Genomic DNA, 22,205 nt, shown 5'->3' with positions numbered 1-22,205 from the left:
GGTTTACGCACCGGATAAACCGCATAGCGGTTTACCGAGATGGCGCGGGGTGGAGCAGCCCGGTAGCTCGTCAGGCTCATAACCTGAAGGCCGCAGGTTCAAATCCTGCCCCCGCAACCAAATCAAAAAAAAAAGCCCGCGAGACCGAAAGGTCCGCGGGCTTTTTGGCGTTCAGGGGCAAAGAAAACAAAACCGGCTAACCGCCAAGCGCGCCCAGAACAAAGTCCAGGACCTTCGGTCTAAGAAGACGATGGCCCACGATGGCCCACGGCAGCCTGCAATATGCAACGAAGGCCTACAGTCCGCTATCTCTGGTTTGCCCTCATCCGCCAGAGGTAGGCCATGCCCTTTTCAAGCATGCGGAAACGACTCCGCAAGGCAGCATTCGGCGAAAAACTTCGCTTGGTCGTGCAATTTGGCCTTGCAGCTCTAGTCACTAGAGGTCGTAGCCTTGCGTCAAGATATGCAAGGAGCAGGTCATGGCAGCAAATATTCGCGAAAACCGATATCGGGTCGAAGGCATGGATTGTGCTTCCTGCGCATCGAAGATCGACACCGCCGTCAGGCGCATGCCTGGTGTTGAAGATGTCTCGGTTTCCGTTGCCGCGGGCACGATGTCGGTCAAGCATGCCGACGACGGCGATCTTGCCGCGAATATCGTCAGCCGGGTCGGAAAGCTCGGTTACCGGCTGCATCCGATTGCCGCCCACCAGAAGCCCGCGGTTGTCGCCATACACACTTGCTCGGGCGATCACGACCATGACCATCCTCACGATCACGATCACGATCACGATCATGGGCACGGCGACAAGCATGAGAAGCACGCGCATACCAACGACCACGAACATCAGCACAGCCACACCGCGGCCGGGGCAGCTTCATCGCAGCAGCCCAGTTCCCATGCCCATGATCACGGGCCAACGAACGGCCCCTGGTGGCGCTCGGCCAAGGGCCGGCTGACCATCGCCTGTGGTCTGGCTCTGGCCGCCGCCTATGGCCTTGGGCATCTTGTTCCGGCCACCGAGCCCTGGATCTTCACGCTTGCCATGCTGGTCGGCCTGCTGCCGATTGCGCGGCGCGCCTTCGCAGCGGCGACCTCGGGCACGCCGTTCTCGATCGAGATGCTGATGACCATTGCGGCGGTGGGTGCCGTCTTTATCGGCGCGACGGAGGAAGCGGCGATGGTCGTGCTGCTCTTCCTCGTCGGCGAACTGCTGGAAGGCGTCGCCGCCGGCAAGGCGCGGGCCAGCATTCAATCGCTGACGGCGCTCGTGCCGAAGTCGGCCTATCTCGAGCGCAGCGGTCGGGTCGATGAGGTCCCGGCGGATAGCCTGGCGGTCGGCGCCGTCATTCTCGTCCGACCCGGCGACCGCGTTCCGGCCGATGGCATCATCCTCTCTGGCGAAAGCGCCGTCGACGAGGCACCGGTCACTGGTGAAAGCACGCCGGTGCACAAGGCAGTGGATGATGCGCTTGTCGCCGGAACGGTGAATGGCGACGGGGCCTTGCGCGTACACGTCACGGCTGCGGCCTCGGACAATACCATTGCCCGAATCGTGCGGCTCGTCGAGGAGGCGCAGGAGAGCAAGGCGCCGACCGAACGCTTTATCGATCGCTTCTCGCGCTACTATACACCGGCCGTCGTTGTTGTCGCCGCCCTGGTCGCGATCCTTCCGCCACTTCTGGGCAGCGGCGTCTGGAGCGAGTGGGTCTACAAGGGGTTGGCGATCCTGCTGATCGGCTGCCCCTGCGCCTTGGTGATCTCGACTCCGGCTGCGATCGCCGCCAGCCTTTCGGCCGGTGCCCGCCGCGGCCTGCTCCTGAAGGGCGGCGCCGTGCTTGAAAATGTCGGCAAGATCACCGCCGCAGCATTCGACAAGACAGGTACGCTCACCGAAGGCAAACCGCGGGTGACTGATATCGTCGGCTTCGCCCGCGCCGAGAACGAGGTGCTGGGCTTGGCCGCAGCTCTTGAGCAGGGATCGAGCCATCCTCTGGCACGGGCAATCCTGCAGCGCGCCGACGAGCTGAAACTGCAGGTCCCGGGCATCACGACGGTCAAGGCTATCGGCGGCAAGGGTCTTGAAGGCGTCGTTGGCGCCGCCACCCTGTTCCTCGGCTCGCCCCACGCTGCCGATGACCGCGTGCCGATGTCGCCTGATCAGAAGGCGCGCATTGCGGCTCTGAACGACGAGGGCAAGACGGTCTCGGTGCTGATCTCCGGCAATGAGATTATCGGCGCCATCGCCATGCGTGATGAGCCGCGCCCGGATGCGGCAGTCGGCGTCAAGGCGTTGACCGACGCCGGCATTCATGTGGTCATGCTGACTGGCGACAACCGCCGCACGGCGGAGGCGATCGGCCGTCAGTTCGGCATGGAGGTGCGCGCCGAACTGCTGCCGCAGGACAAGCAGCGCATCGTTGGAGAATTGAAGAAATCCGGCTTCAATGTTGCCAAGATCGGAGATGGCATCAATGATGCGCCGGCGCTCGCTGCAGCCGACGTCGGCATCGCCATGGGCGGCGGCACGGACGTGGCGTTGGAGACCGCCGACGCGGCGGTGTTGCACGGCAGGGTCAGCGATGTCGCCGCGATGGTCCGGCTTTCCCGCTCTACAATGCGAAACATTGTCCAGAATATCACTATTGCGCTTGGCCTGAAGGCTGTTTTCCTCGTCACCACGATTGCGGGTATCACCGGTCTGTGGCCGGCCATTCTCGCCGATACCGGCGCCACGGTGCTTGTGACCATGAATGCGCTGCGCCTGCTGCGGCCCGTCCAAACCGCTTGAAGCAAAAGCATAAAACTGAACCGGCGGCATCGAATGCCGCCGGTTTTTTGTTGCGATTACGGCCGATCTGCCTGTGTATATTCACGCTGGACTCTCATCAGCGATCCGGTGAGAGTATAAGGAGATCTCGATTGAGGGCTTCCGTGCCGGGAAATCGATGATAAACTTATACCAAATGGTAAAAAAATCGCCGGCACGGTTTCTGGGAAGAAGACCGAAGCGGGCCAGTTTGGGGATCGTAAGGCCAATATGGACAGTATTGCCATCGAACTGCGTGGGATCGACAAGAGCTTCGGTCCGGTTCACGCCAACAAGAATATCAATCTGAAAGTCCGCAAGGGTACGATCCACGGCGTCATCGGTGAAAACGGTGCGGGAAAATCGACCCTGATGTCGATCCTGTACGGCTTTTACCAGGCCGATAGCGGCGAGATTCACGTCGATGGCAAGCAGGTCTCGATCCGGGATCCGAATGCGGCGATCGCTGCCGGCATCGGCATGGTGCACCAGCACTTCATGCTGGTCGAGAACTTCACCGTTCTCGAAAACGTCATGCTCGGCGCGGAAGAGAGCCAGATCCTCAACAAGGGCATTGCCAAGGCGCGCATCGAGCTGAAGCGGCTGGAGCGCGAATACGCGCTCGAGGTCAATCCGGATGCCGTGATCGAGGAATTGCCTGTCGGCTTGCAGCAGCGCGTCGAGATCCTCAAGGCGCTCTATCGCCGGGCCGATATCCTCATTCTCGATGAGCCCACCGGCGTGTTGACGCCGGCCGAGGCCGATCATCTCTTCCGCGTTCTCGAACAGCTGAAGAGCCAGGGAAAGACCATCATTCTCATTACCCATAAGCTCAGGGAAATCATGGCGATCACCGACGAGGTTTCGGTGATGCGCCGCGGCGAGATGGTGGCAACGCGCACGACGGCGGAAACCTCGGTCGAGGAACTCGCCGAGCTGATGGTCGGCCGCCGCGTGCTGCTGCGCGTCGAAAAGGGCGAGGCCAAGCCCGGCGATGTCAAGCTTTCGGTCAACGGTCTGACCGTCAAGGACGGCCGCGGCGTCACCATGGTCGACAATGTGTCGTTCAACCTTAGGGCCGGCGAGATCGTCGGCATTGCCGGCGTCGCCGGCAATGGCCAGTCGGAACTCCTGGAGGCGATCTCCGGTATCCGCCGTGCCGTTTCCGGCGAGGTGCACCTCAATGGCAAGCCGATCGACGTCACCGGCCATGCCGACCCCAAGGAGCTGCGCGATCGTGGCCTCGCTCATGTGCCGGAAGACCGGCACCACGTCGGCCTAGTGCTGAAATTCGAGGAATGCGAAAACGCCATCCTCGGCTATCACCATGACAAGCGCTACCTCAACGGCGTCTTCCTGAATGTCGACGCCATCCGCAAGGATGCCGAGCAGCGGATCGCCGAATACGACATCCGTCCGCCGAACGCCCGGCTGAAGACCGCGAATTTCTCCGGCGGCAATCAGCAGAAGATCGTTCTCGCCCGCGAGATGGAGCGGGGGCCGGACGTGCTGATCATCGGCCAGCCCACCCGCGGCGTCGATGTCGGCGCCATCGAATTCATCCACAAACGGATCATCGAGATGCGCGACCAGGGCAAGGCTGTCCTGCTTGTTTCCGTCGAACTCGATGAGATCCGCGCCCTGTCGGACCGTATCCTGGTCATGTTTGCCGGCCGTGTCGTCGGCGAGCGCGATCCCGATGCGACCGAGGGCGAGCTGGGCCTGCTGATGGCCGGCGTCGAAGGCCGCAAGGAGGCCGCAGAATGAGCAATCCCTATGCAAAGCTTCCAGGTTGGGTCGAATACGGCCTCGTCCCGCTGGTCAATCTCGCCGTCGCGTTTCTGGTTGCCGGCCTCGTGGTTCTGCTCGTCGGCGAAAATCCGTTCGAGGCGGCCTATCACCTGATCAACGGTGCCTTCGGTCGCGGCGAATATATCGGCTTCACGCTCTACTACGCCACCACCTTCATCTTCACCGGCCTTGCGGTCGCGGTCGCATTCCATGCCGGGCTTTTCAACATCGGCGGCGAGGGCCAGGCCTATGTCGGCGGCATCGGGGTCGCGCTCGCGTGCCTCTGGCTCGACCAGACGATGCCGTGGTTTGTGGTCTTCCCGCTGGCGATCATCGGTTCGGCCGCTTTCGGCGCTGCCTGGGCGTTTCTGCCCGGCTGGCTGCAGGCCAAGCGCGGCAGCCACATCGTCATCACCACGATCATGTTCAATTTCATCGCGTCGAGCCTGATGGTCTATCTGCTGACGCGGGTGTTGAAGCCGCTCGGCTCGATGTCGCCGCAGACGCGCACCTTCGCCGAAGGCGGTCAGTTGCCCAAGCTCGATTGGCTTCTGGGGATCTTCGGGCTCGATATCGGCACGGCGCCATTCAACGTTTCGTTCCTGCTGGCCCTTGTCGCGGCCTTCGGCGTCTGGCTCCTGATCTGGCGCACCAAGCTCGGTTACGAGATGCGCACCATGGGCCACAGTCCGTCGGCCGCGCGATATGCCGGCATGAGCGAGAGCCGCATCACCGTCATCACCATGATGATCTCCGGCGCGCTTGCCGGCATGATGGCGCTCAACCCGATCATGGGTGAGCAGGGCCGCATGCAGCTTGATTTTGTCCAGGGTGCAGGCTTCGTCGGCATCGCCGTCGCCCTCATGGGCCGCTCGCATCCGGCAGGCATCATCCCGGCGGCCGTTCTCTTCGGCGTGCTCTACCAGGGTGGGGCGGAGATCTCGTTCGAAATGCCGTCGATCTCGCGCGACATGATCGTCATCATCCAGGGCCTCGTCATTCTGTTTGCTGGCGCCCTTGAAAACATGTTCCGGCCGGCGATCACCCGGTTGTTTTCCACATCCAGCCGGCGCGCCGCGGTCGTTGCCCAGACCAAGGGAGCTTGAAGCCATGGATTTCTTCCACGTCATCGTGGTGCTCCTCGAGTCCACCATCCGCGTCTCCGTTCCGCTGATCTTCGCAGCCCTCGCCGGTCTCTTCACCGAGCGTGCCGGTATCTTCGATATCGGCCTTGAAGGAAAAATGCTGGGCGCCGCCTTTGCCGCCGGCGCGGTCGCAGCGATCACCCAATCCGTCTGGCTGGGACTGCTTGCGGGCATCCTCATCTCGATCGCCCTGTCCCTTGTCCACGGCTATGCGTCGATCACCCAGCGCGGCAACCAGATCGTCTCCGGCGTTGCCATCAACTTCATCGTCGCGGGTTCCACCGTCATCCTCGGTGAGGCCTGGTTCCGTCAGGGCGGGCGCACGCCGGCACTGGCCGAAGGTGCAAGGTTCCAGACGATCACTTTTCCCTTCGCGGACGCCATTCGCGATGTTCCCTTCATCGGGCCGATCTATGCCGATCTGCTCTCCGGGCATTTCATCCTGACCTATGTGGCCTTCGCCATGGTGCCGCTCAGCTGGTGGATCCTCTACCGCACCCGCTTCGGCCTGCGGCTCCGTGCGGTCGGGGAGAACCCGGGTGCCGTCGACACCGCCGGCATTTCGGTGGTCTGGATGCGGTACCGCGCCGTCATCTGCTGCGGCATCCTGTGTGGCTTTGCCGGCGCCTACCTGTCGCTGGCGATGACCGCCGGCTTCGTCAAGGGCATGACCGCCGGCAAGGGCTACATCGCGCTTGCAGCGCTGATTTTTGCCAAATGGCGGCCATTCAACATCATGCTTGCCTGCCTGCTGTTCGGCTTCCTCGATGCGTTTGCGATCCGCCTGCAGGGCAATCCCCTGCCGCTGATCGGCCAGGTGCCGGTGCAGCTGATGCAGGCATTGCCCTATATTCTCACCGTCATCTTGCTTGCCGGCTTCATCGGCAAGGCAATCCCGCCGAAGGCCGGCGGTGTCCCCTATGTGAAGGAGCGGTAAGGCTATGGAAAACGAACTCTTCGAAGCCGCACGCGAAGCGATGGCCAAGGCGCATGCGCCCTATTCCAAGTTTCCGGTGGGCGCCGCGATCCGTGCGGAAGACGGCCATATCTACACCGGCGCCAACATTGAAAACCTCTCCTTCCCGGAAGGCTGGTGTGCCGAGACCACGGCCATCAGCCACATGGTCATGGCCGGCCAGCGCAAGATCATGGAAGTCGCCGTTATCGCCGAGAAGCTGGCGCTCTGCCCGCCTTGCGGCGGGTGCCGGCAACGGCTTGCGGAGTTTTCCGGCGCCAGCACGCGCATCTACCTCTGCGACGAGACGGGCGTGAAGAAGACGCTCGCCCTGTCCGATCTGCTACCGCACAGCTTCGAGACCGAGATCCTCGGATGAGCAGCGCTGCTGAATTCCTGAGGGGCAGGCTCGGCGGCCTGGCTCCCCGCTATGGTATTGTCCTTGGTTCAGGGCTTGGGACGCTCGTCGAAGCGGTCAGTAACCCGACACGCATTTCCTATGCCGACATCCCGGGTTTTCCCGTCAGCAGCGTTTCTGGCCATGCCGGCGAACTCGTCGCAGGTTTGCTCGGCGCCGTCCCGGTCGTCATGCTGTCCGGCCGGGTGCATTACTACGAGAGCGGCGATGCCAACGCGATGCGCGTGCCGCTGCAGACGCTGAAGAAACTCGGCGTCGAAAATCTCGTGCTCACAAACTCCGCTGGCTCGCTGCGTGATGATCTGCCGCCGGGTTCGGTCATGCGGATCTCGGATCACATCAACTTTTCCGGATTCAATCCACTGATTGGCGTCGAAAGCGACGATCGCTTCGTCGGCATGACCAACGCCTATGACACCGAGCTTGCGACGCGCATGCGGCGCGCGGCCGACCGGATGGGCATTCCGCTGCAGGACGGCGTTTACATGTGGTTCTCCGGGCCGAGCTTTGAAACGCCAGCGGAAATTCGCATGGCGCGCGTGCTCGGCGCCGATGCGGTCGGCATGTCGACCGTGCCGGAAGTCATTCTCGCGCGCTTCCTCGGCCTCAAGGTTGCTGCAGCGTCGGTGATCACCAATTTCGGCGCGGGCATGACGGGCGGCGAACTCAGCCATCACGAGACGAAGGACATGGCGCCGGTCGGCGGCAAACGCCTGGCCGCCATTCTCAAGGAGATGATTTCCACGGACGCGGCGGTTCAGTGACCATGCTTCCCCAGGAGATCATCCGCCGCAAGAGAAACGGCGAGCGCCTCGAGGCGGCAGATATCACGGGCTTCGTCCGCGGCCTTTCCGATGGTTCGATCTCGGAGGGTCAGGTCGCTGCCTTCGCTATGGCTATCTGGTTTTCGGGCATGAGCCGGGACGAGACGGTGGCGCTGACGCTCGCCATGCGCGATTCCGGCGAAACCCTCGACTGGAGCAGCATCGGCCGACCCATTGTCGACAAGCATTCCACCGGAGGCGTCGGCGACAACGTCTCGCTGATGCTTGCCCCGATAGTCGCAGCATGCGGTTTGGCCGTGCCGATGATCTCGGGACGGGGATTGGGGCACACGGGCGGCACGCTCGACAAACTCGAATCCATACCCGGCTATGATATTCAGCCGTCTGCTGCGCTATTCCGAAAGACGGTCGACGAGGTCGGCTGCGCCATCATCGGCCAGACCGCCAATCTGGCGCCCGCCGACAAGCGGCTCTACGCCATCCGTGACGTGACGGCGACCGTCGATTCAGTTCCGCTGATTACCGCATCGATCCTTTCCAAGAAGCTTGCCGCCGGGCTGCAGTCGCTGGTGCTCGACGTCAAGCTCGGCAATGGCTCGTTCATGGGCGATGCTGGCGAAGCCGAGGCACTCGCCCGGTCGCTAGTTGATGTCGCCAATGGTGCCGGCGTTCGCACGTCGGCATTGCTGACGGATATGAACGAGCCCTTGGCCGATGCGGCTGGAAACGCGCTTGAAATCCGGAACTGCGTCGCCTTTCTCAAGGGCGAGAAAAGCGGCACCCGCCTTGAAACCGTGGTCATGGCTTTCGCCGCGGAGATGCTCGTCGCGGCCGGTGTGGCAGTCGACCCGGTAGCCGGCGAAGCATTGGCGCGCACGGCGCTTGCAAACGGTGCAGCGCTTGAGCGTTTCGCCAGGATGGTTTACGCGCTCGGTGGTCCCGCCGATTTCGTCGAGCGTCCCGAACAGCACTTGGCGCCTGCCCCAGTTATCCTTCCGGTGGAAGCAGAAAGAGACGGCTATCTACAATCCTGCCGGACCCGTGACCTTGGCATGGCCGTCATCGCTCTGGGTGGCGGTCGGACACATCCGAACGACAGGATCGATCATCGGGTCGGCTTTGCCGAGCTGAAACCGTTGGGAACGCGAGTTGCCGAGGACGAACCGATCGCCTTCGTCCATGCGGCGGACGAGACCGCGGCCGAACATGCGCGGCAAGAGCTGCTGGCGCTCTATACGATCGCCGACGCTCAGCCTGAGGTGCGCTCGCCAATCCTTTCAAGGATCACCTGACCAGATGCAGCGCGCCGTTTTCGACGCGGTAGGACGATAGTCGGCCGAGGAAGCTCATGCCGACGAGCATGCCGGCAAGCGCCTTGTCGGGCAGCACCAGGGCGTCGACGTCGCGCAACGATATGCCGCCGATTTCGACCCTCGTCAGCTTGGCCCGCGCTGCATCGACATCGCCATTGGCCGTTCGAACGCGTGCGTTGAAAGTAAGCGCTCCGGCAGACAGGCCGAGCCTGCGCGCGGTCGAGACATTGATCGCGATGGTGCTGGCGCCGGTATCGACCATGCCCCGTTCGGTGCGGCCGTTGATGCGGAACGCTCCGAAGAAATGGCCCGAGCGGTCGGCTTCGAGCACCACGCCTTTTCCCGAAGCATATTTCGCCGTCGTTGCCGGAAGGGAGTTGTTCACCGCCGGTTTGTCCGTGGCGCAGTCTCAGCGCTCGAGAGATAGGAACTCGCGAGGTCAGGAATGACCAGGGCCGCAATAGCGATACCGCCGGCGAATGTCAGCAGACGGACGAACATGACCTGACCTCCCGCGCATCGGGCCGCAGACGCCCGCGCCGATGAAGTCCAGTAGAGCAGGGGATGGCTAATGCGATACAAAAAAACCGCCGGTTTGCCGGCGGTTTTTCATCAATTTTGCGCTCTGGTTAAGAAACGGAAAATTACTTGGTTCCATACATGCGGTCGCCGGCATCGCCGAGCCCGGGCATGATGTAGCCGAGTTCGTTCAGGTGGCTATCGATCGACGCCGTGAAGATCGGCACGTCGGGGTGGGCGGCCTGGAAGTTGCGAATACCCTCGGGCGCTGCGAGCAGGCAGAGGAAGCGCAAGTTCTTCGCGCCACGTTCCTTCAGCTTGTCGATGGCCGCGATCGAGGAGTTGCCGGTCGCAAGCATCGGATCGACGACGATGATCAGACGCTCGGATAGGTTCTCGGGCGCCTTGAAGTAATACTCCACCGGCTTCAGCGTCTCGTGGTCGCGGTAGACGCCGATATGGGAGACGCGGGCCGACGGCACGAGTTCGAGCATGCCTTCAAGCAGGCCGTTGCCGGCGCGCAGGATCGAAGCGAAAACGAGCTTCTTGCCTTCGAGCACCGGTGCGTCGATCGCCTGCATCGGCGTCTCGATGCGCTCCATCGTCAGTTCCAGATCGCGCGTCACCTCGTAGCAGAGCAGCGTCGAGATTTCCCGAAGCAGCCGCCGAAAACCCGCGGTCGAGGTTTCTTTCTTGCGCATGATGGTCAGCTTGTGTTGCACAAGCGGATGATCGATCACTGTTACGCCGTCCATGGCCACCTTCCCCGAAGTTTATGTATCCGCCCTTTTTCCATGGAATGCTCCGCGGCCGCAAGGGCGTTGGGCGGCTCGTTGTGTTCATCCCCAACCGCGGCCACCCGCGCTACTGCATAATTCCTTAAATCGGAATCGATTTAAGGAGAAAATTATGCAGCAAGCTTAAAGCGCTACCGCGTCCTTAACGCGTCAAATTTGACGCGCGGCGCTGTAGGTGAACGCAAGGCTCGGTCAGATTAGGGCAAGCAGTTTCTGGCGGGTCGCCTCGTCGACGAAAGCCGCCTGGATCGCCGTCCTGGTCATGCTATTGATGTCGTCGTCGCCAAACCCCATCACCGAAGAAGCTATGTCATATTCCTGGGCTAGCGAAGTGTGGAAGAAGGGCGGGTCGTCGGAATTGAGCGTCACCCGCACCCCGGCGCCATGCAGGCTCCGCAAGGGGTGCGCGGCGAAGTCCGGGAAGACCTGCAGGGAAATGTTGGATCCGGGGCAGACCTCCAGAACGACGCCGTCGTCGGCAAGCCGCTTGACGAGATCGGCGTCTTCGATCGCCCGCACGCCGTGGCTGATGCGCGACGGCCTGATATGGTCGAGCGCATCGCGCACACTGAAGGCGCCGGAAAGCTCGCCTGCGTGAATGGTCAAACCCAGGCCGGCGTCACGGGCGATATCGAATGCCCGGGCAAAATCGGCGACGCGGTGCATGCGCTCCTCACCCGCCAGATTGAAGCCGGTGACCAGCGCATGGTCTCTCCTGGCGGCAAATTCGGCCGTCTTGGCGACCGATTCCGGCCCGAGATGACGGATGCCGGTTATCAGCATGCGCGATTCGATCCCGGTCTTTGCCTTGGCGGCCTCCATGCCGGCGGCAAGCCCCTCAAGATAAGCGTCGGCCCCGAGGCCGATCGTGTTGCCGTGATCCGGCGAGACGATGATCTCGCTGTAGATCGTTCCGACCTCGGCCAGTTCCGTCAGATAGGCTTCGGCCAGAAGTGCATAGTCTTCCTGCGTGCGAAACAGCGAGGCGACACTGTCGTAGCACTTCACAAAGCTGGTAAAGTCTGTCCAGACATAGGCTCGGTCGGCGATGATCTCGCTGGTGTCGAGCCCGTACTTCTCCGCCTGCAGCAGCGCCAATTCCGGCGGTGTCGCGCCCTCGATGTGGCAGTGCAGTTCCGCCTTCTTCAGATGTGCGGTCAAATGAGGCTTCTCCCATGTAGGCCGGGTGCGATCCCGAGATGTCTGGCGACCGTTTCGCCGATATGCGCAAAGGTGTTGGCAACGCCGAGCGAACGGCTGCGCACAGCCGGGCCGAACATCAGCACCGGCACGCGCTCGCGCGTGTGGTCCGTTCCGCGCCAGGTCGGGTCGCAGCCATGGTCCGCCGTGAGAATGACGATATCGCCGGGTTTCAGCCGCCGGTCGAGATCGGGCAATCGTGCGTCGAAGGCTTCAAGCGCCGCGGCATAGCCGGCGACATCGCGGCGGTGGCCGAAGAGCATGTCGAAGTCGACGAAGTTGGTGAAGACGAGGTCGCCATCCTCCGCCTCGTCGATCGCCGCCAGGCTGGCGTCGAAGAGCGCCATGTTGCCGTCCGCCTTGGTCAGCTTCGTCACGCCCTGATGGGCGAAGATGTCACCGATCTTGCCGATCGCATGCACGGTGCGCCCCGCTTGCGCCAGCCGGTCGAGGACCGTCGGCTCGGGCGGCAGCACCGAGTAGTCGCGCCGGTTGCCGGTGCGGGCAAAGGTCTGCGCGTTGTGGCCGATGAAAGGACGGGCGATAACGCGGCCGATATTGTAGTCGTCGAGCAGGCGCCGGACGACCTGGCAGAATTCCAGCAGGCGCTCCAGGCCGAAGGTGTGCTCGTGGGCGGCGATCTGAAAGACGCTGTCCGAGGAGGTGTAGCAGATCGGCTTTCCCGTTCGCATATGCTCCTCGCCGAGGCGAGCGATGATATCAGTACCGGATGCATGGCAGTTGCCGAGAATGCCGGGAATGTCGCCCTCGCGGCAAATCGCTTCGATCAATTCGGCGGGAAACGCGTCGCCCTCGGCCGAGAAGTAACCCCAGTCGAACATGACGGGCGTTCCCGCGATTTCCCAATGGCCCGATGGCGTGTCTTTGCCGCGCGAGACTTCGCTGGCAGCGCCATAGGCACCGTAGACCCGGCCCGGAACCGGCATGCCCGCCGGCACGCGGCCCGTGGCCAATTTCGCCGCATGCACGAGCCCGAGCGCAGACATGTTGGGAAGGTGCAGCGGGCCTTCGCGCACACCGGCGCGATCTGCGGCGCCCGTCGCGCAAAACTCGGCGATGTGACCAAGCGTGTCGGCACCCAGGTCGCCATAGGTTTCGGCATCCGGCGCACCGCCTATACCGAAGGAATCGAGGACAAAGAGAAACGCGCGCGCCATGAAAGTTCCGGTAAGCCGAAGCGCGGGGCAGGGCCTGCGGTCCGGTGCTGCAACGAGCGCGGACGCAGATGCCGCCAGCGCAATCCCGAAGGAATACCGCCGGCGACGCCGCAATGCAATTGGCCTCGACTACAGCGCCGCGCGTCTTATTAGACGCGCAAAGGTCGCTGTAGCACTTTGAATGGCTGCATGTTTTGATCCTTAAATCGAATAGGATTTAAGGAAACATGCAGTAGGCGGTCAGCAATCCGGGCACCTTATGGTTTCGGCCTGGCGTGAGCGGAAATACGCGGTTTTGGACAGATTTACGATCTTCGTGCTGGATGCAAGGCTCGGCGCGAACATCAACAGTTCATGCTGAACGACCAGCTCCGTACGGATGATGAAGGCCGTGGTTGCGGTAAACTGGCTCGGAACGGTGGTGGTTGAGTTGACAGCATACGGCACGGCGCCGTTTTGGTCGCGCGACCAGACGACGGTTCCCGTGTTCGTTCCGCTGACCTCGATGCCGGTGATCTTGAGCGTGTATTTTGAACCCTCGTACGGGGCGAGGATGCTTTTCACCACATTCGACATGTTTCCCAGATAGGTCTTGTTGACCTCGCTTTGCTGGGAAACCAGATCGGCAACCGCGCTGGAGGCGCGCGCAGCCTTGCCCGCTACGGTAAAGCCGAGCGATAATTCGAATGCGCCGACGTAAATCATGATCAGCAGCGGCGTGACGATGGCAAATTCGACACCGCCAAGCCCGCCCCGGTCTTTGAGCAGCGAGCGGAAGCTTGCGAAGGTCAGGCGGATTGTCGTCATCCAGTGCATCGCTAAAGTCTTCACGACGCGCCTCACTCGTTTTCTGTGCGGAAAGTGGTTGTGGAAACCATGAGATAGTCTTTAGGCATGCTGGATCCGGCCGGGCGCAGGTTGGTCACAAATGGCCTGATCAGATCGGTCGTCACACTCCAGCGATAATACGCGCGCATGACATTGAAGGATCCGGGGCCGCCCGGCGCAAACTTCAGTTCGGCTGTCTTGAGATCCGACGACGACGAGGTGTCCATTCGCGGGACGAGCACCGGGAATTTGGTGAGATCGGTGACACTTCTGACGTCGATATAGAGCTTCGAGGCTTGGGCAGCCTCCGTCGCCGAGCATGTCATCAACACCGAGATTTCGTTGCAGAATGCCTGGCGAAACTTGACCTCGTCCATATCAGTCGCCGGCTTGCCGCGGTTGAAGGTGATTTCGCCGGTGCGGATCTTGCGTGCCAACGTCTCCGTCGCGTTGGCCAGGAGCTGGTCGCCATAGAAGGCGAGGAATGTTTCGATGGAGGCGAAAATCACTATGAAGAAGGGAAGAGCCAGTATCGCGAACTCAATGCTCGCGGTGCCCTTTCTGTCGCGCCGGAAACGCCTCAATACGCCTCTTGGAGGCTTTGCGGCTTTTTGGGGCTGCAGTGTTTCCTGCTCGATGCTCATCGCGCCGTCCCATCATGTTACGCCTGACGGAAAGGGAAGATAGGGAGCAACTATTGATATTTCGTTTGCGATAATCGCGGGTATTTTAGTGAATTCCCAGTGTTTCTCGCAGTTTGTTCAGCTCCCACCACTTGCGGTTTTGCGCTCGACATGCCGCTCGCAACTTGGCGTACAGGAAAGGACTGTGCGCGACGTCTGTCGATAGACGCGCAGAGTGTTTGCTTCGTCGATCGACACGAGAATTTGCTCATCGACGATGGCGTTTCCGTCCTGATCGAGAATGACAAGATTTGTCGTGCCGAAACTACGGCCGGTAATGACGATCGTGCGGGCGTCGGCCACAGTTGCGTCTGCAACTTCCGCGTTGCCGATGATAACTTTGGCGACCGGCCGGTCGAGCTTGAGCACCCGTGCGTGGTCCATGTAGACGCGCATCATATCGTCCTGCGCGTTTGCGACCGACGCCGCCATGAGCGAAAGCATGCCGAAGATCGCAACTGTCAGCGTGGCGGTCCGGTTGGCCGCGAGGGGCAAAATCATGGTAGGTCCCTGATATGGCGTTCTCCCCATCATCGGCACTCTTGGTGAATGAACCGTTAAGCCGAGTCGGCGCATCCTAAGCCGGCACATTTCCTATTCGCTTACCCAAAAATCAGCGGTGGGCCGTTAATCTTTTGGTAGCTGTCTTCCTTAAGCCGATAGCAATTCGCCAGGATTAGATTGAGTTCATCCGATCAACGGCAACAGTTGGCGGACGTGCTGAACAACAAACGTGAAGTTAGGAGAATCATCATGAAGAAGATTTTTGCCCGTCTGATGAAGGACGAGTCCGGCGCAACCGCCATCGAATACGGCCTGATCGCCGCTCTGATCTCCGTTGCCCTCATCGGCGGCGCGACCGCCCTGGGCAACCAGCTTGATCTGCTCTTTAACGGGCTCTCGACTGAAATGTCGACCGCCGTCAAGAGCATGCCGTAATAATTCGGACTATCGTCCTTTTCTTCTGAAGGCCGTTCCCGTGTGGAGCGGCCTTTGGTCTTTATGGCGCCGTTCGATCTCTCCGCGAGATTATTCTTCGTTTATAAATTCACTGCAATGTATCCATTCCACGAATAGGAAAGTGTTATGAGTAGCGCTGCGGTCTTTATTGTATTCCCTCTTTGCTTGGCATTCGCTGCAATGTCGGATTTGCTCACGATGACTATCCCGAATCGTGTGTCAGCCGTTCTCCTAGGTACATTTTTTGTCGTTGCCTTGATGTCCGGCTTCGATTTTTGGCAGATCGGTTTGCATGTCGCTGCCGCGGCGGCTGTCTTCGCGGTTTGTTTTCTTCTTTTTGCGTTGAATGTCATGGGTGGCGGTGACGCCAAGCTTTTGACCGCGTGCGCAGTCTGGTTTGGCCTCACCAACGCCTTGGTAGCGTTTCTCATTTATGTATCGTTGTTCGGCGGCCTTTTGACTGTAGCCATCCTGTTGCTCAGGACGCAGGAGACCAGAATATTGGCGGCTGGGATTCCGCTTCCGCGCCTCCTGTTTACGGCCAAGAAGATTCCCTATGGCATTGCAATCGCACTTGGAGGATTTGTTGCCTATCCGGCGTCGCCCCTCATGTTGCAGGCATTTTCTCAGCTAAAGGGCTAGACACGAGCCGCTTGTCTTGCTGATCAAGGCAATGAGTGAAGGTTGTATAATAATTGTTAACCATGCCCGTAAGAGGCTTGTTAACTATAATTACACCAATTCCTGATCAATCTGACCCCGGCATATCTGCGGGGCTCAGAAACGATCATGAAACCGGTTCGCATCATCATACTGGCGGTGGCCGTCGCCTCGGCGGCGATGGCCGGGTTGTTGGCGATGAAGCTGACCCGTGGTCCCTCGCCACAAATGGCGGAGCCGCTGATCGAGCGAGCGCCGACCGTCAATGTCCTTGTTGCGAGCAAGAGCTTGCCCGTCGGGTCGCGGTTGGGTGGTGATGCTGTCCATTGGATGGCATGGCCCAAGGACGGTGTCGTCGACGGGCTCATCACCGAAGAAAACCGTCCTTCTGCCGTTGAAGACCTAACCGGCGCAGTCGTTCGCCTGCCGATCTTTAACGGCGAGCCCGTGCGCAGCGAGAAGGTCGCGGACTCCTCCAGCCGAATCATGTCGTCGCTATTGCCTGCTGGCAAGCGCGCCGTTGCCACAGAGATCACAGTGGCGACCGGCGCCGGCGGCTTCATCCTGCCCAATGACCGCGTCGACGTCATCATGGTCCGTAAATCGGACGGCGATCTCTACCTGACGGAAACCGTGCTCAGCAATGTTCGCGTGCTGGCGATTGATCAGCAGGTCGAGGAGAAGGATGACGGCTCAAAATCCGTTGTCGGTACCACGGCGACGCTGGAACTGACGCCGGATCAATCAAAGGTCATGACCGTCGCGCAGCAAATGGCTGAACGCATCTCACTTGCCCTTCGCAGTGTCGCGGATGCTCAAGAGCCGGATACGAACGCCGCGGATTACCTTCTGAGTGGCGATGGCCAGCCCAGCATCCAGGTCATCAAGTCGGGCTCGATCGTCAAGAACGACGGTGCCATCAGCCAAGGCCAGCAACAATGAGCGATCGAGCGGAGCGCAAGGTGAAGCGGAGCGGGAATAAATTTCGGACGTCTGTTGCAGCCGGTCTGTCGTTTTGCCTGACATTCTCGGGCATGGCGCTGCCAACGCTCCCGTTCGCCCATGCGGCCGCCTCGTCGGTCGTCAGGATCGTTGAAAGCGGGCCCGGGGTGAAGAAGAAGATCAGCCTGGGGCTGAACAAGGCCGTCGTCGTCGATCTACCGGCCGATGCCCATGATATTCTCGTCGCCGACCCATCGCTCGCCGATGCCGTCACGCGCACGTCCAGGCGTATCTATCTCTTTGGAAAATCCGTTGGGCAGACCAACATTTTTGTCTTCGGGCCGAATGGCGAAGAGATCGTCAGTCTTGACGTCGAGGTTGAGCGCGACATCGCCAATCTGCAGTCAAACCTGCGTCGTTTCATTCCCGATGCCGAAATCAACGTTGAGATCATCTCCGACAACATCGTGCTGACGGGTACCGTGCGCACACCGCTCGATTCGACGCGAGCCGTCGATCTCGCCAAGGCCTTCCTGCAGGGCGGTGAAGCGACGACACGCAACATCACTGCGCAGGGAAACAATGGTGATGCCGATATCTTTGCCGAGGATCGGCAGGTCTCGCAGATTGTCAACCTGTTGACCATCGAAGGTGACGATCAGGTCACGCTGAAGGTGACGGTTGCCGAAGTGAGCCGCCAGGTCTTGAAGCAATTGGGCTTCAACGGGCGTGTAGGAGACGGCGAGAGCGGTATCGGCTTCCGCAATCCTGCAAACCTCGGTGATGCGATCAGTGTCGGCGCAAACGCGCTGATCAAGGGATCCATCGGCGGAACGACGATCTCGAGCTACATCAATGCGATGGAGCAAGCCGGTGTCATGCGCACACTGGCAGAACCCACCTTGACGGCAATTTCGGGACAAGAGGCCAATTTCTATGTCGGTGGGGAATTTCGGCTCGGCGGCACCCAGGAAGTCAAGGTCGACGACAAAACCGGCGACCCAACGGTTACGCGTGAGATCAACGACGTCGAATATGGAATTCGCCTGAACTTCAAGCCGGTCGTCCTGGGACCGGGCCGTATCAGTCTGCAGATCGAAACCAACGTTTCCGAGCCGACCTATGAGGGCTCGATCGTCACCGGCAACGGCGTCACCTCTGTCCCTGGCAACACCTTCCTCGGCATCCGCAGGCGCGAGGCGTCGACCAGTGTCGAGCTTCCCTCGGGCGGCTCTATCGTCATCGCCGGCCTCGTGCAGGACAATATCCGTCAGGCGATGTCCGGCCTGCCGGGAGCGTCGAAGATCCCGGTCCTCGGAACGCTCTTCCGCAGCAAGGATTTCGTGCGCAACGAAACCGAACTTGTCATCATTGCGACGCCCTACCTCGTGCGCCCGGTTGCCAGAAGCGCGATCGCCAGGCCCGACGACAATTTCAACCCTGCCAATGATCTCGACAGCTTCTTCCTTGGTCGCGTGAACCGCATCTACGGGCGCCCGGAAGCATCCGCACCGGCGGGTCAGTACCATGGCAATGTTGGCTTCATCTACAAATAGGGCTGGGTCATGCAAACGCGAAGCAGCTTCCACGAGAATTCTGAAAGGCCGAGTGCCATGTCCCTCAACAGATCCGGAGTTCCCGTCCGTCATTTGCGGCGTGCTGCAATCCTCCTCGTGGCTGCCGGGCTGCTTGTCGGCTGCGGCACCAAGGATAATCTTTCGACGGGCTCCATCCCCGATGATTACCGGACACGGCATCCGATCGTGCTTGCCGAGGGCGAGCGTACGATCGATATCCCCATTGCCTCCGGTGACCGTCGGCTGACGCAAGGCACGCGCGACGTCATCAGCGGCTTTGCTGCCGATTATCGCAATTCATCGACTGGCGTCGTCCAGATCATGCTGCCGCGCGGCTCGGCAAACAGCCATGCCGTGCAGGCCATGCGCAAGGAGATCCGCAGCGTTCTCGTCGCGGCTGGCGTCCCCGCGAAGCGGCTGATCGAGGCCGGCTACGAGGCCGGTCCCATGGGTGATGCCGCTCCGGTTCGCTTGAGCTATGTGGCGATCACCGCCCAGACCGGTCCCTGTGGTGAGTGGCCGGAGGACGTTGCACTCAACACGATCCAGAACCGCAACTACTATAATTTCGGCTGCGCGTCGCAATCCAATCTGGCGGCCCAGATCTCCAATCCGACCGATCTGCTCGGCCCGCGCCAGATGTCGCCGATCGATGCGGAGCAGCGCGGCCAGGTCATCACGGACTGGCGCGGAACCGAAAAGAGTGACGGACCCGTCATCATCGTCAATTGATATCGTTGGGATCAGCAGATGAGCACCATTGAGTACAGGATCGAAACGGGGGCCGGGGCGGGCGATTCCGTTTTCGATACGGTGCAACCGGGCGACCTTGAGCAGGTCCGTCCGCTGCCGCGCATTTCTATCCATGCCTTTTGCGAAAGCGAGGCGATGCAGCGGCTGATGGAGCGTTGCGGCCAAGACCGCCGCATGGCGAAGGTTAGCCTGCGCATCAACAGTGGCGGCATTGATGCTGCGGCAAACATGTTTGCGACGGTGTCGACGCCGAATCTGATCATTCTGGAAACGGCAACAGAGCCGCGGTCGCTTTTGACGGAGCTAGCACCTTTGGCTGCGGTCTGCGACCCAAGCACCAAGGTCGTTCTCGTCGGCAAACACAACGATATCGCCCTTTATCGCGATCTCATCCGCAACGGCATTTCCGAGTATATGGTCGCGCCGGTGGCGATGCCGGATATTCTGTCGGCGGTTTCATCGATTTTCGTCGATCCCGACGCCGAGCCGCTGGGGCGCAGCCTGGCCTTTATCGGCGCCAAGGGCGGCAGCGGTTCCTCGGCTATCGCGCACAATTGCGCCTGGGGCATTTCTAACCTTTTTTCGACCGAAACCATTCTTGCCGATCTCGACCTGCCCTACGGCACGGCCAATATCGATTTCGATCAGGACCCGCCAACGGGCATCTCGGAAGCGGTTTTCGCACCGGAGAGGCTCGACGAGGTCTTTCTCGATCGTCTTCTGACCAAATGCTCCGAGCATCTTTCGCTGCTGGCGGCGCCGTCGATGCTGGATCGCGCCTATGACTTCGAGGGTGGCGCCTTTCATCCGATCCTCGAGATCTTGCAACGCAGTGCACCCGTTTCGGTGCTCGACATCCCGCATATGTGGACGGAATGGACGCGCGCGGTTCTCGGCGAAGCCGATGAGATCGTGATCACAGCCGTGCCTGATCTCGCAAGTCTTCGCAACACGAAGAACCTGCTCGATGCCTTGAGGAAGCTTCGGCCGAACGACAAGCAACCTCATCTCATCTTGAATCAGGTGGGCATGCCGAAGCGTCCGGAGATTGCGGTGAGCGAATTCTGCGAGTCGCTGGAAATCGAAGCGGCCGCCATCATCCCGTTCGACGCCGTTCTCTTCGGCAACGCGTCGAACAGCGGCCGCATGATTGCGGAGATCGACAAGAAGTCGGCCGCTGCCGAAACCTTCTCCCAGCTCGCGCACCTGCTGACCGGCCGTGCGTCGATGAAGAAGGCGCGACGCGGCGGTCTCGGCAAGGTGCTGGCCGCACTCGGCAAGAAATAGACGACGCATACTGCATAATTCCTTAAGTCGGATTCGATTTAAGAAAAAAATTATGCAGCAAATCTAAAGCGTTACAGCGTCCTTAGCGCGTCATGCTTGACACGCGGCGCTGTACAACGGACGGATCAGGAACATGTTCGGCAAACGCGGAAACGAAGGCTTCGGCAAGAGCGGCACGACAGGTGCTGCTCTGCCGCCGATCGTCCCTGCCACGCAAGCGGCCGTCATCGAGCGCGCCCACGTGCCGGTGCTTGGCGATGCTCAAGCACCGGCGTCGCGTCCGCAATCGCCAGCTCCGGCACAAAGAAAGCGACCCGCCCGCAACGAGGACTACTACGATACGAAGTCGCAGGTTTTCTCCGCGCTGATCGATACGATCGATCTTTCGCAGCTGGCGAAACTCGACACGGAAAGCGCTCGCGAAGAAATTCGCGATATCGTCAATGACATCATCACGATCAAGAACTTCGCGATGTCGATCTCCGAGCAGGAGGAACTGCTCGACGATATCTGCAATGACGTCCTTGGCTATGGACCGTTGGAGCCGTTGCTCGCGCGCGATGATATTGCCGATATCATGGTCAATGGTGCCGGTCAGACCTTCATCGAAGTGGGCGGCAAGACGATCGAATCCGAAGTCCGATTCCGTGACAATGCCCAGCTCCTGTCGATTTGCCAGCGGATCGTCGGACAGGTGGGGCGGCGCGTCGACGAATCCAGCCCTATCTGCGACGCGCGTCTTCCCGACGGCTCGCGCGTCAACGTCATTGCGCCGCCGCTTGCCATCGACGGCACCGCTCTGACGATCCGCAAATTCAAGAAGGACAAGCTGAAGCTCGATCAGCTGGTGAAATTCGGCGCAATCACGCCCGAGGGGGCAGTCCTTCTCCAGATCATCGGCCGCGTCCGCTGCAACATCGTCATCTCCGGCGGTACCGGTTCGGGCAAGACGACGCTTCTGAACTGCCTGACCGGCTTCATCGACCTCGACGAGCGAGTGATTACCTGCGAAGACACCGCCGAACTGCAATTGCAGCAGCCGCACGTGGTTCGCCTCGAAACCCGACCGCCGAATATCGAAGGCGAGGGTGAGATCACCATGCGGGATCTCATCAAGAACTGCCTGCGTATGCGGCCCGAGCGCATCATCGTCGGCGAAGTGCGCGGACCTGAGGTGTTCGACCTGCTGCAGGCGATGAACACCGGCCATGACGGTTCCATGGGGACGATCCACGCCAATACGCCGCGCGAATGCCTGGCGCGTATGGAATCGATGATCGCCATGGGCGGCTACACCCTGCCGGCCAAGACTGTGCGCGAGATCATCTCCGGATCCATCGACGTCATCATCCAGGCCGCGCGTCTGCGCGACGGTTCGCGCCGCATCACCCACATCACCGAAGTGGTCGGTATGGAAGGCGACGTCATCATCACGCAGGATCTGATGCGCTACGAGATCGAAGGGGAAGATGCCAACGGCCGTATTGTCGGCCGCCACGTATCGACCGGCATCGGTCGCCCGCACTTTTGGGATCGCGCCCGGTACTTCAACGAAGACAAACGCCTGGCGGCGACACTCGACGCTATGGACAAGGGCTAGGAGC

At 60.8% G+C, this 22,205-nt stretch carries 21 protein-coding genes and 1 tRNA gene; 15 read left to right on the top strand and 7 right to left on the bottom strand.

Annotated features, from left to right (window positions below):
* Positions 1–43: 43 nt before the first annotated feature.
* From BKP54_RS19085 to deoA, 8 genes are all read left to right on the top strand, one after another.
* A tRNA-Met gene (locus BKP54_RS19085) sits at positions 44–120 on the top strand.
* 359 nt (positions 121–479) lie between these two features.
* Entirely contained in the window at positions 480–2,792 is a 2,313-nt protein-coding gene (locus tag BKP54_RS19080; RefSeq protein ID WP_084814699.1) for a heavy metal translocating P-type ATPase, read from the top strand.
* Between the two features lie 249 nt (positions 2,793–3,041).
* Positions 3,042–4,577, top strand: a complete 1,536-nt coding sequence (locus BKP54_RS19075) for an ABC transporter ATP-binding protein (protein ID WP_025425376.1) — start codon at positions 3,042–3,044, stop codon at positions 4,575–4,577.
* Positions 4,574–5,707, top strand: a complete 1,134-nt coding sequence (locus tag BKP54_RS19070) for an ABC transporter permease (protein ID WP_025425377.1) — start codon at positions 4,574–4,576, stop codon at positions 5,705–5,707. The genes BKP54_RS19075 and BKP54_RS19070 overlap by 4 nt, the downstream gene beginning before the upstream one ends.
* 4 nt (positions 5,708–5,711) lie before the next feature.
* On the top strand, positions 5,712–6,683 hold the full coding sequence (locus BKP54_RS19065) for an ABC transporter permease (protein ID WP_057204426.1): 972 nt from the start codon (positions 5,712–5,714) through the stop codon (positions 6,681–6,683).
* A gap of 4 nt (positions 6,684–6,687) precedes the next feature.
* Complete coding sequence (locus tag BKP54_RS19060; protein WP_025425379.1) at positions 6,688–7,080, top strand: cytidine deaminase; 393 nt, start codon at positions 6,688–6,690, stop codon at positions 7,078–7,080.
* Positions 7,077–7,883: a purine-nucleoside phosphorylase gene (locus BKP54_RS19055; RefSeq protein ID WP_025425380.1), complete on the top strand. Its 807-nt coding sequence runs from the start codon at positions 7,077–7,079 to the stop codon at positions 7,881–7,883. The genes BKP54_RS19060 and BKP54_RS19055 overlap by 4 nt, the downstream gene beginning before the upstream one ends.
* Positions 7,880–9,196 (top strand): thymidine phosphorylase, encoded by a 1,317-nt coding sequence (gene deoA / locus BKP54_RS19050; protein ID WP_025425381.1) that lies wholly within the window; start codon positions 7,880–7,882, stop codon positions 9,194–9,196. Before BKP54_RS19055 ends, deoA begins: the two co-directional genes overlap by 4 nt.
* On the opposite strand, the gene BKP54_RS19045 is transcribed toward deoA, so the two are convergent.
* The 7 genes from BKP54_RS19045 to BKP54_RS19015 all read right to left on the bottom strand — a co-directional run bounded on the left by BKP54_RS19045 (position 9,189) and on the right by BKP54_RS19015 (position 14,923).
* Positions 9,189–9,602: a TIGR02281 family clan AA aspartic protease gene (locus tag BKP54_RS19045; protein ID WP_245317858.1), complete on the bottom strand. Its 414-nt coding sequence runs from the start codon at positions 9,600–9,602 to the stop codon at positions 9,189–9,191. The two genes, deoA and BKP54_RS19045, sit on opposite strands and share 8 nt — an antisense overlap.
* A gap of 259 nt (positions 9,603–9,861) precedes the next feature.
* Positions 9,862–10,491, bottom strand: a complete 630-nt coding sequence (upp, locus tag BKP54_RS19040; protein WP_057204421.1) for a uracil phosphoribosyltransferase — start codon at positions 10,489–10,491, stop codon at positions 9,862–9,864.
* 234 nt (positions 10,492–10,725) lie between these two features.
* On the bottom strand, positions 10,726–11,694 hold the full coding sequence (locus BKP54_RS19035; RefSeq protein ID WP_057204419.1) for an adenosine deaminase: 969 nt from the start codon (positions 11,692–11,694) through the stop codon (positions 10,726–10,728).
* Positions 11,691–12,911, bottom strand: coding sequence for a phosphopentomutase (locus BKP54_RS19030; protein WP_057204417.1), 1,221 nt, complete (start codon positions 12,909–12,911; stop codon positions 11,691–11,693). Before BKP54_RS19030 ends, BKP54_RS19035 begins: the two co-directional genes overlap by 4 nt.
* Positions 12,912–13,151: 240 nt before the next feature.
* Positions 13,152–13,718, bottom strand: a complete 567-nt coding sequence (locus BKP54_RS19025; protein ID WP_128090454.1) for a TadE/TadG family type IV pilus assembly protein — start codon at positions 13,716–13,718, stop codon at positions 13,152–13,154.
* A gap of 32 nt (positions 13,719–13,750) precedes the next feature.
* A complete protein-coding gene (locus BKP54_RS19020) occupies positions 13,751–14,383 on the bottom strand; it encodes a TadE/TadG family type IV pilus assembly protein (protein WP_057204413.1) in 633 nt (210 codons plus the stop codon).
* A gap of 117 nt (positions 14,384–14,500) precedes the next feature.
* Positions 14,501–14,923 carry a pilus assembly protein N-terminal domain-containing protein gene (locus tag BKP54_RS19015; protein WP_057204411.1) on the bottom strand — a complete coding sequence of 141 codons (423 nt, stop codon included), beginning with the start codon at positions 14,921–14,923 and terminating at the stop codon, positions 14,501–14,503.
* A 252-nt stretch (positions 14,924–15,175) separates the two neighbouring features.
* Between BKP54_RS19015 and BKP54_RS19010 the strand changes: the two genes are divergently transcribed.
* From BKP54_RS19010 to BKP54_RS18980, 7 genes are all read left to right on the top strand, one after another.
* Complete coding sequence (locus BKP54_RS19010) at positions 15,176–15,361, top strand: Flp family type IVb pilin (RefSeq protein ID WP_057204409.1); 186 nt, start codon at positions 15,176–15,178, stop codon at positions 15,359–15,361.
* Between the two features lie 147 nt (positions 15,362–15,508).
* The gene (locus tag BKP54_RS19005) at positions 15,509–16,024 is read left to right on the top strand and encodes a prepilin peptidase (RefSeq protein ID WP_057204406.1); all 516 of its coding nucleotides are present in this window, start codon (positions 15,509–15,511) and stop codon (positions 16,022–16,024) included.
* A gap of 147 nt (positions 16,025–16,171) precedes the next feature.
* Complete coding sequence (gene cpaB, locus BKP54_RS19000) at positions 16,172–16,984, top strand: Flp pilus assembly protein CpaB (protein ID WP_057204404.1); 813 nt, start codon at positions 16,172–16,174, stop codon at positions 16,982–16,984.
* Positions 16,981–18,540, top strand: a complete 1,560-nt coding sequence (locus BKP54_RS18995; protein WP_057204402.1) for a type II and III secretion system protein family protein — start codon at positions 16,981–16,983, stop codon at positions 18,538–18,540. The genes cpaB and BKP54_RS18995 overlap by 4 nt, the downstream gene beginning before the upstream one ends.
* A 57-nt stretch (positions 18,541–18,597) precedes the next feature.
* Positions 18,598–19,293, top strand: a complete 696-nt coding sequence (locus BKP54_RS18990; RefSeq protein ID WP_057204400.1) for a CpaD family pilus assembly protein — start codon at positions 18,598–18,600, stop codon at positions 19,291–19,293.
* An 18-nt stretch (positions 19,294–19,311) separates the two neighbouring features.
* A complete protein-coding gene (locus BKP54_RS18985) occupies positions 19,312–20,601 on the top strand; it encodes a CpaE family protein (RefSeq protein WP_057204398.1) in 1,290 nt (429 codons plus the stop codon).
* 133 nt (positions 20,602–20,734) lie between these two features.
* Entirely contained in the window at positions 20,735–22,201 is a 1,467-nt protein-coding gene (locus BKP54_RS18980; protein WP_057204396.1) for a CpaF family protein, read from the top strand.
* Positions 22,202–22,205 lie beyond the last annotated feature (4 nt).

Source organism: Ensifer sp. 1H6 (genome assembly GCF_001976035.1).
GTDB lineage: Bacteria > Pseudomonadota > Alphaproteobacteria > Rhizobiales > Rhizobiaceae > Ensifer > Ensifer canadensis.
The sequence above is the reverse complement of the archived record's forward strand: the minus strand, read 5'-3'. Positions and strand labels throughout refer to the sequence as shown.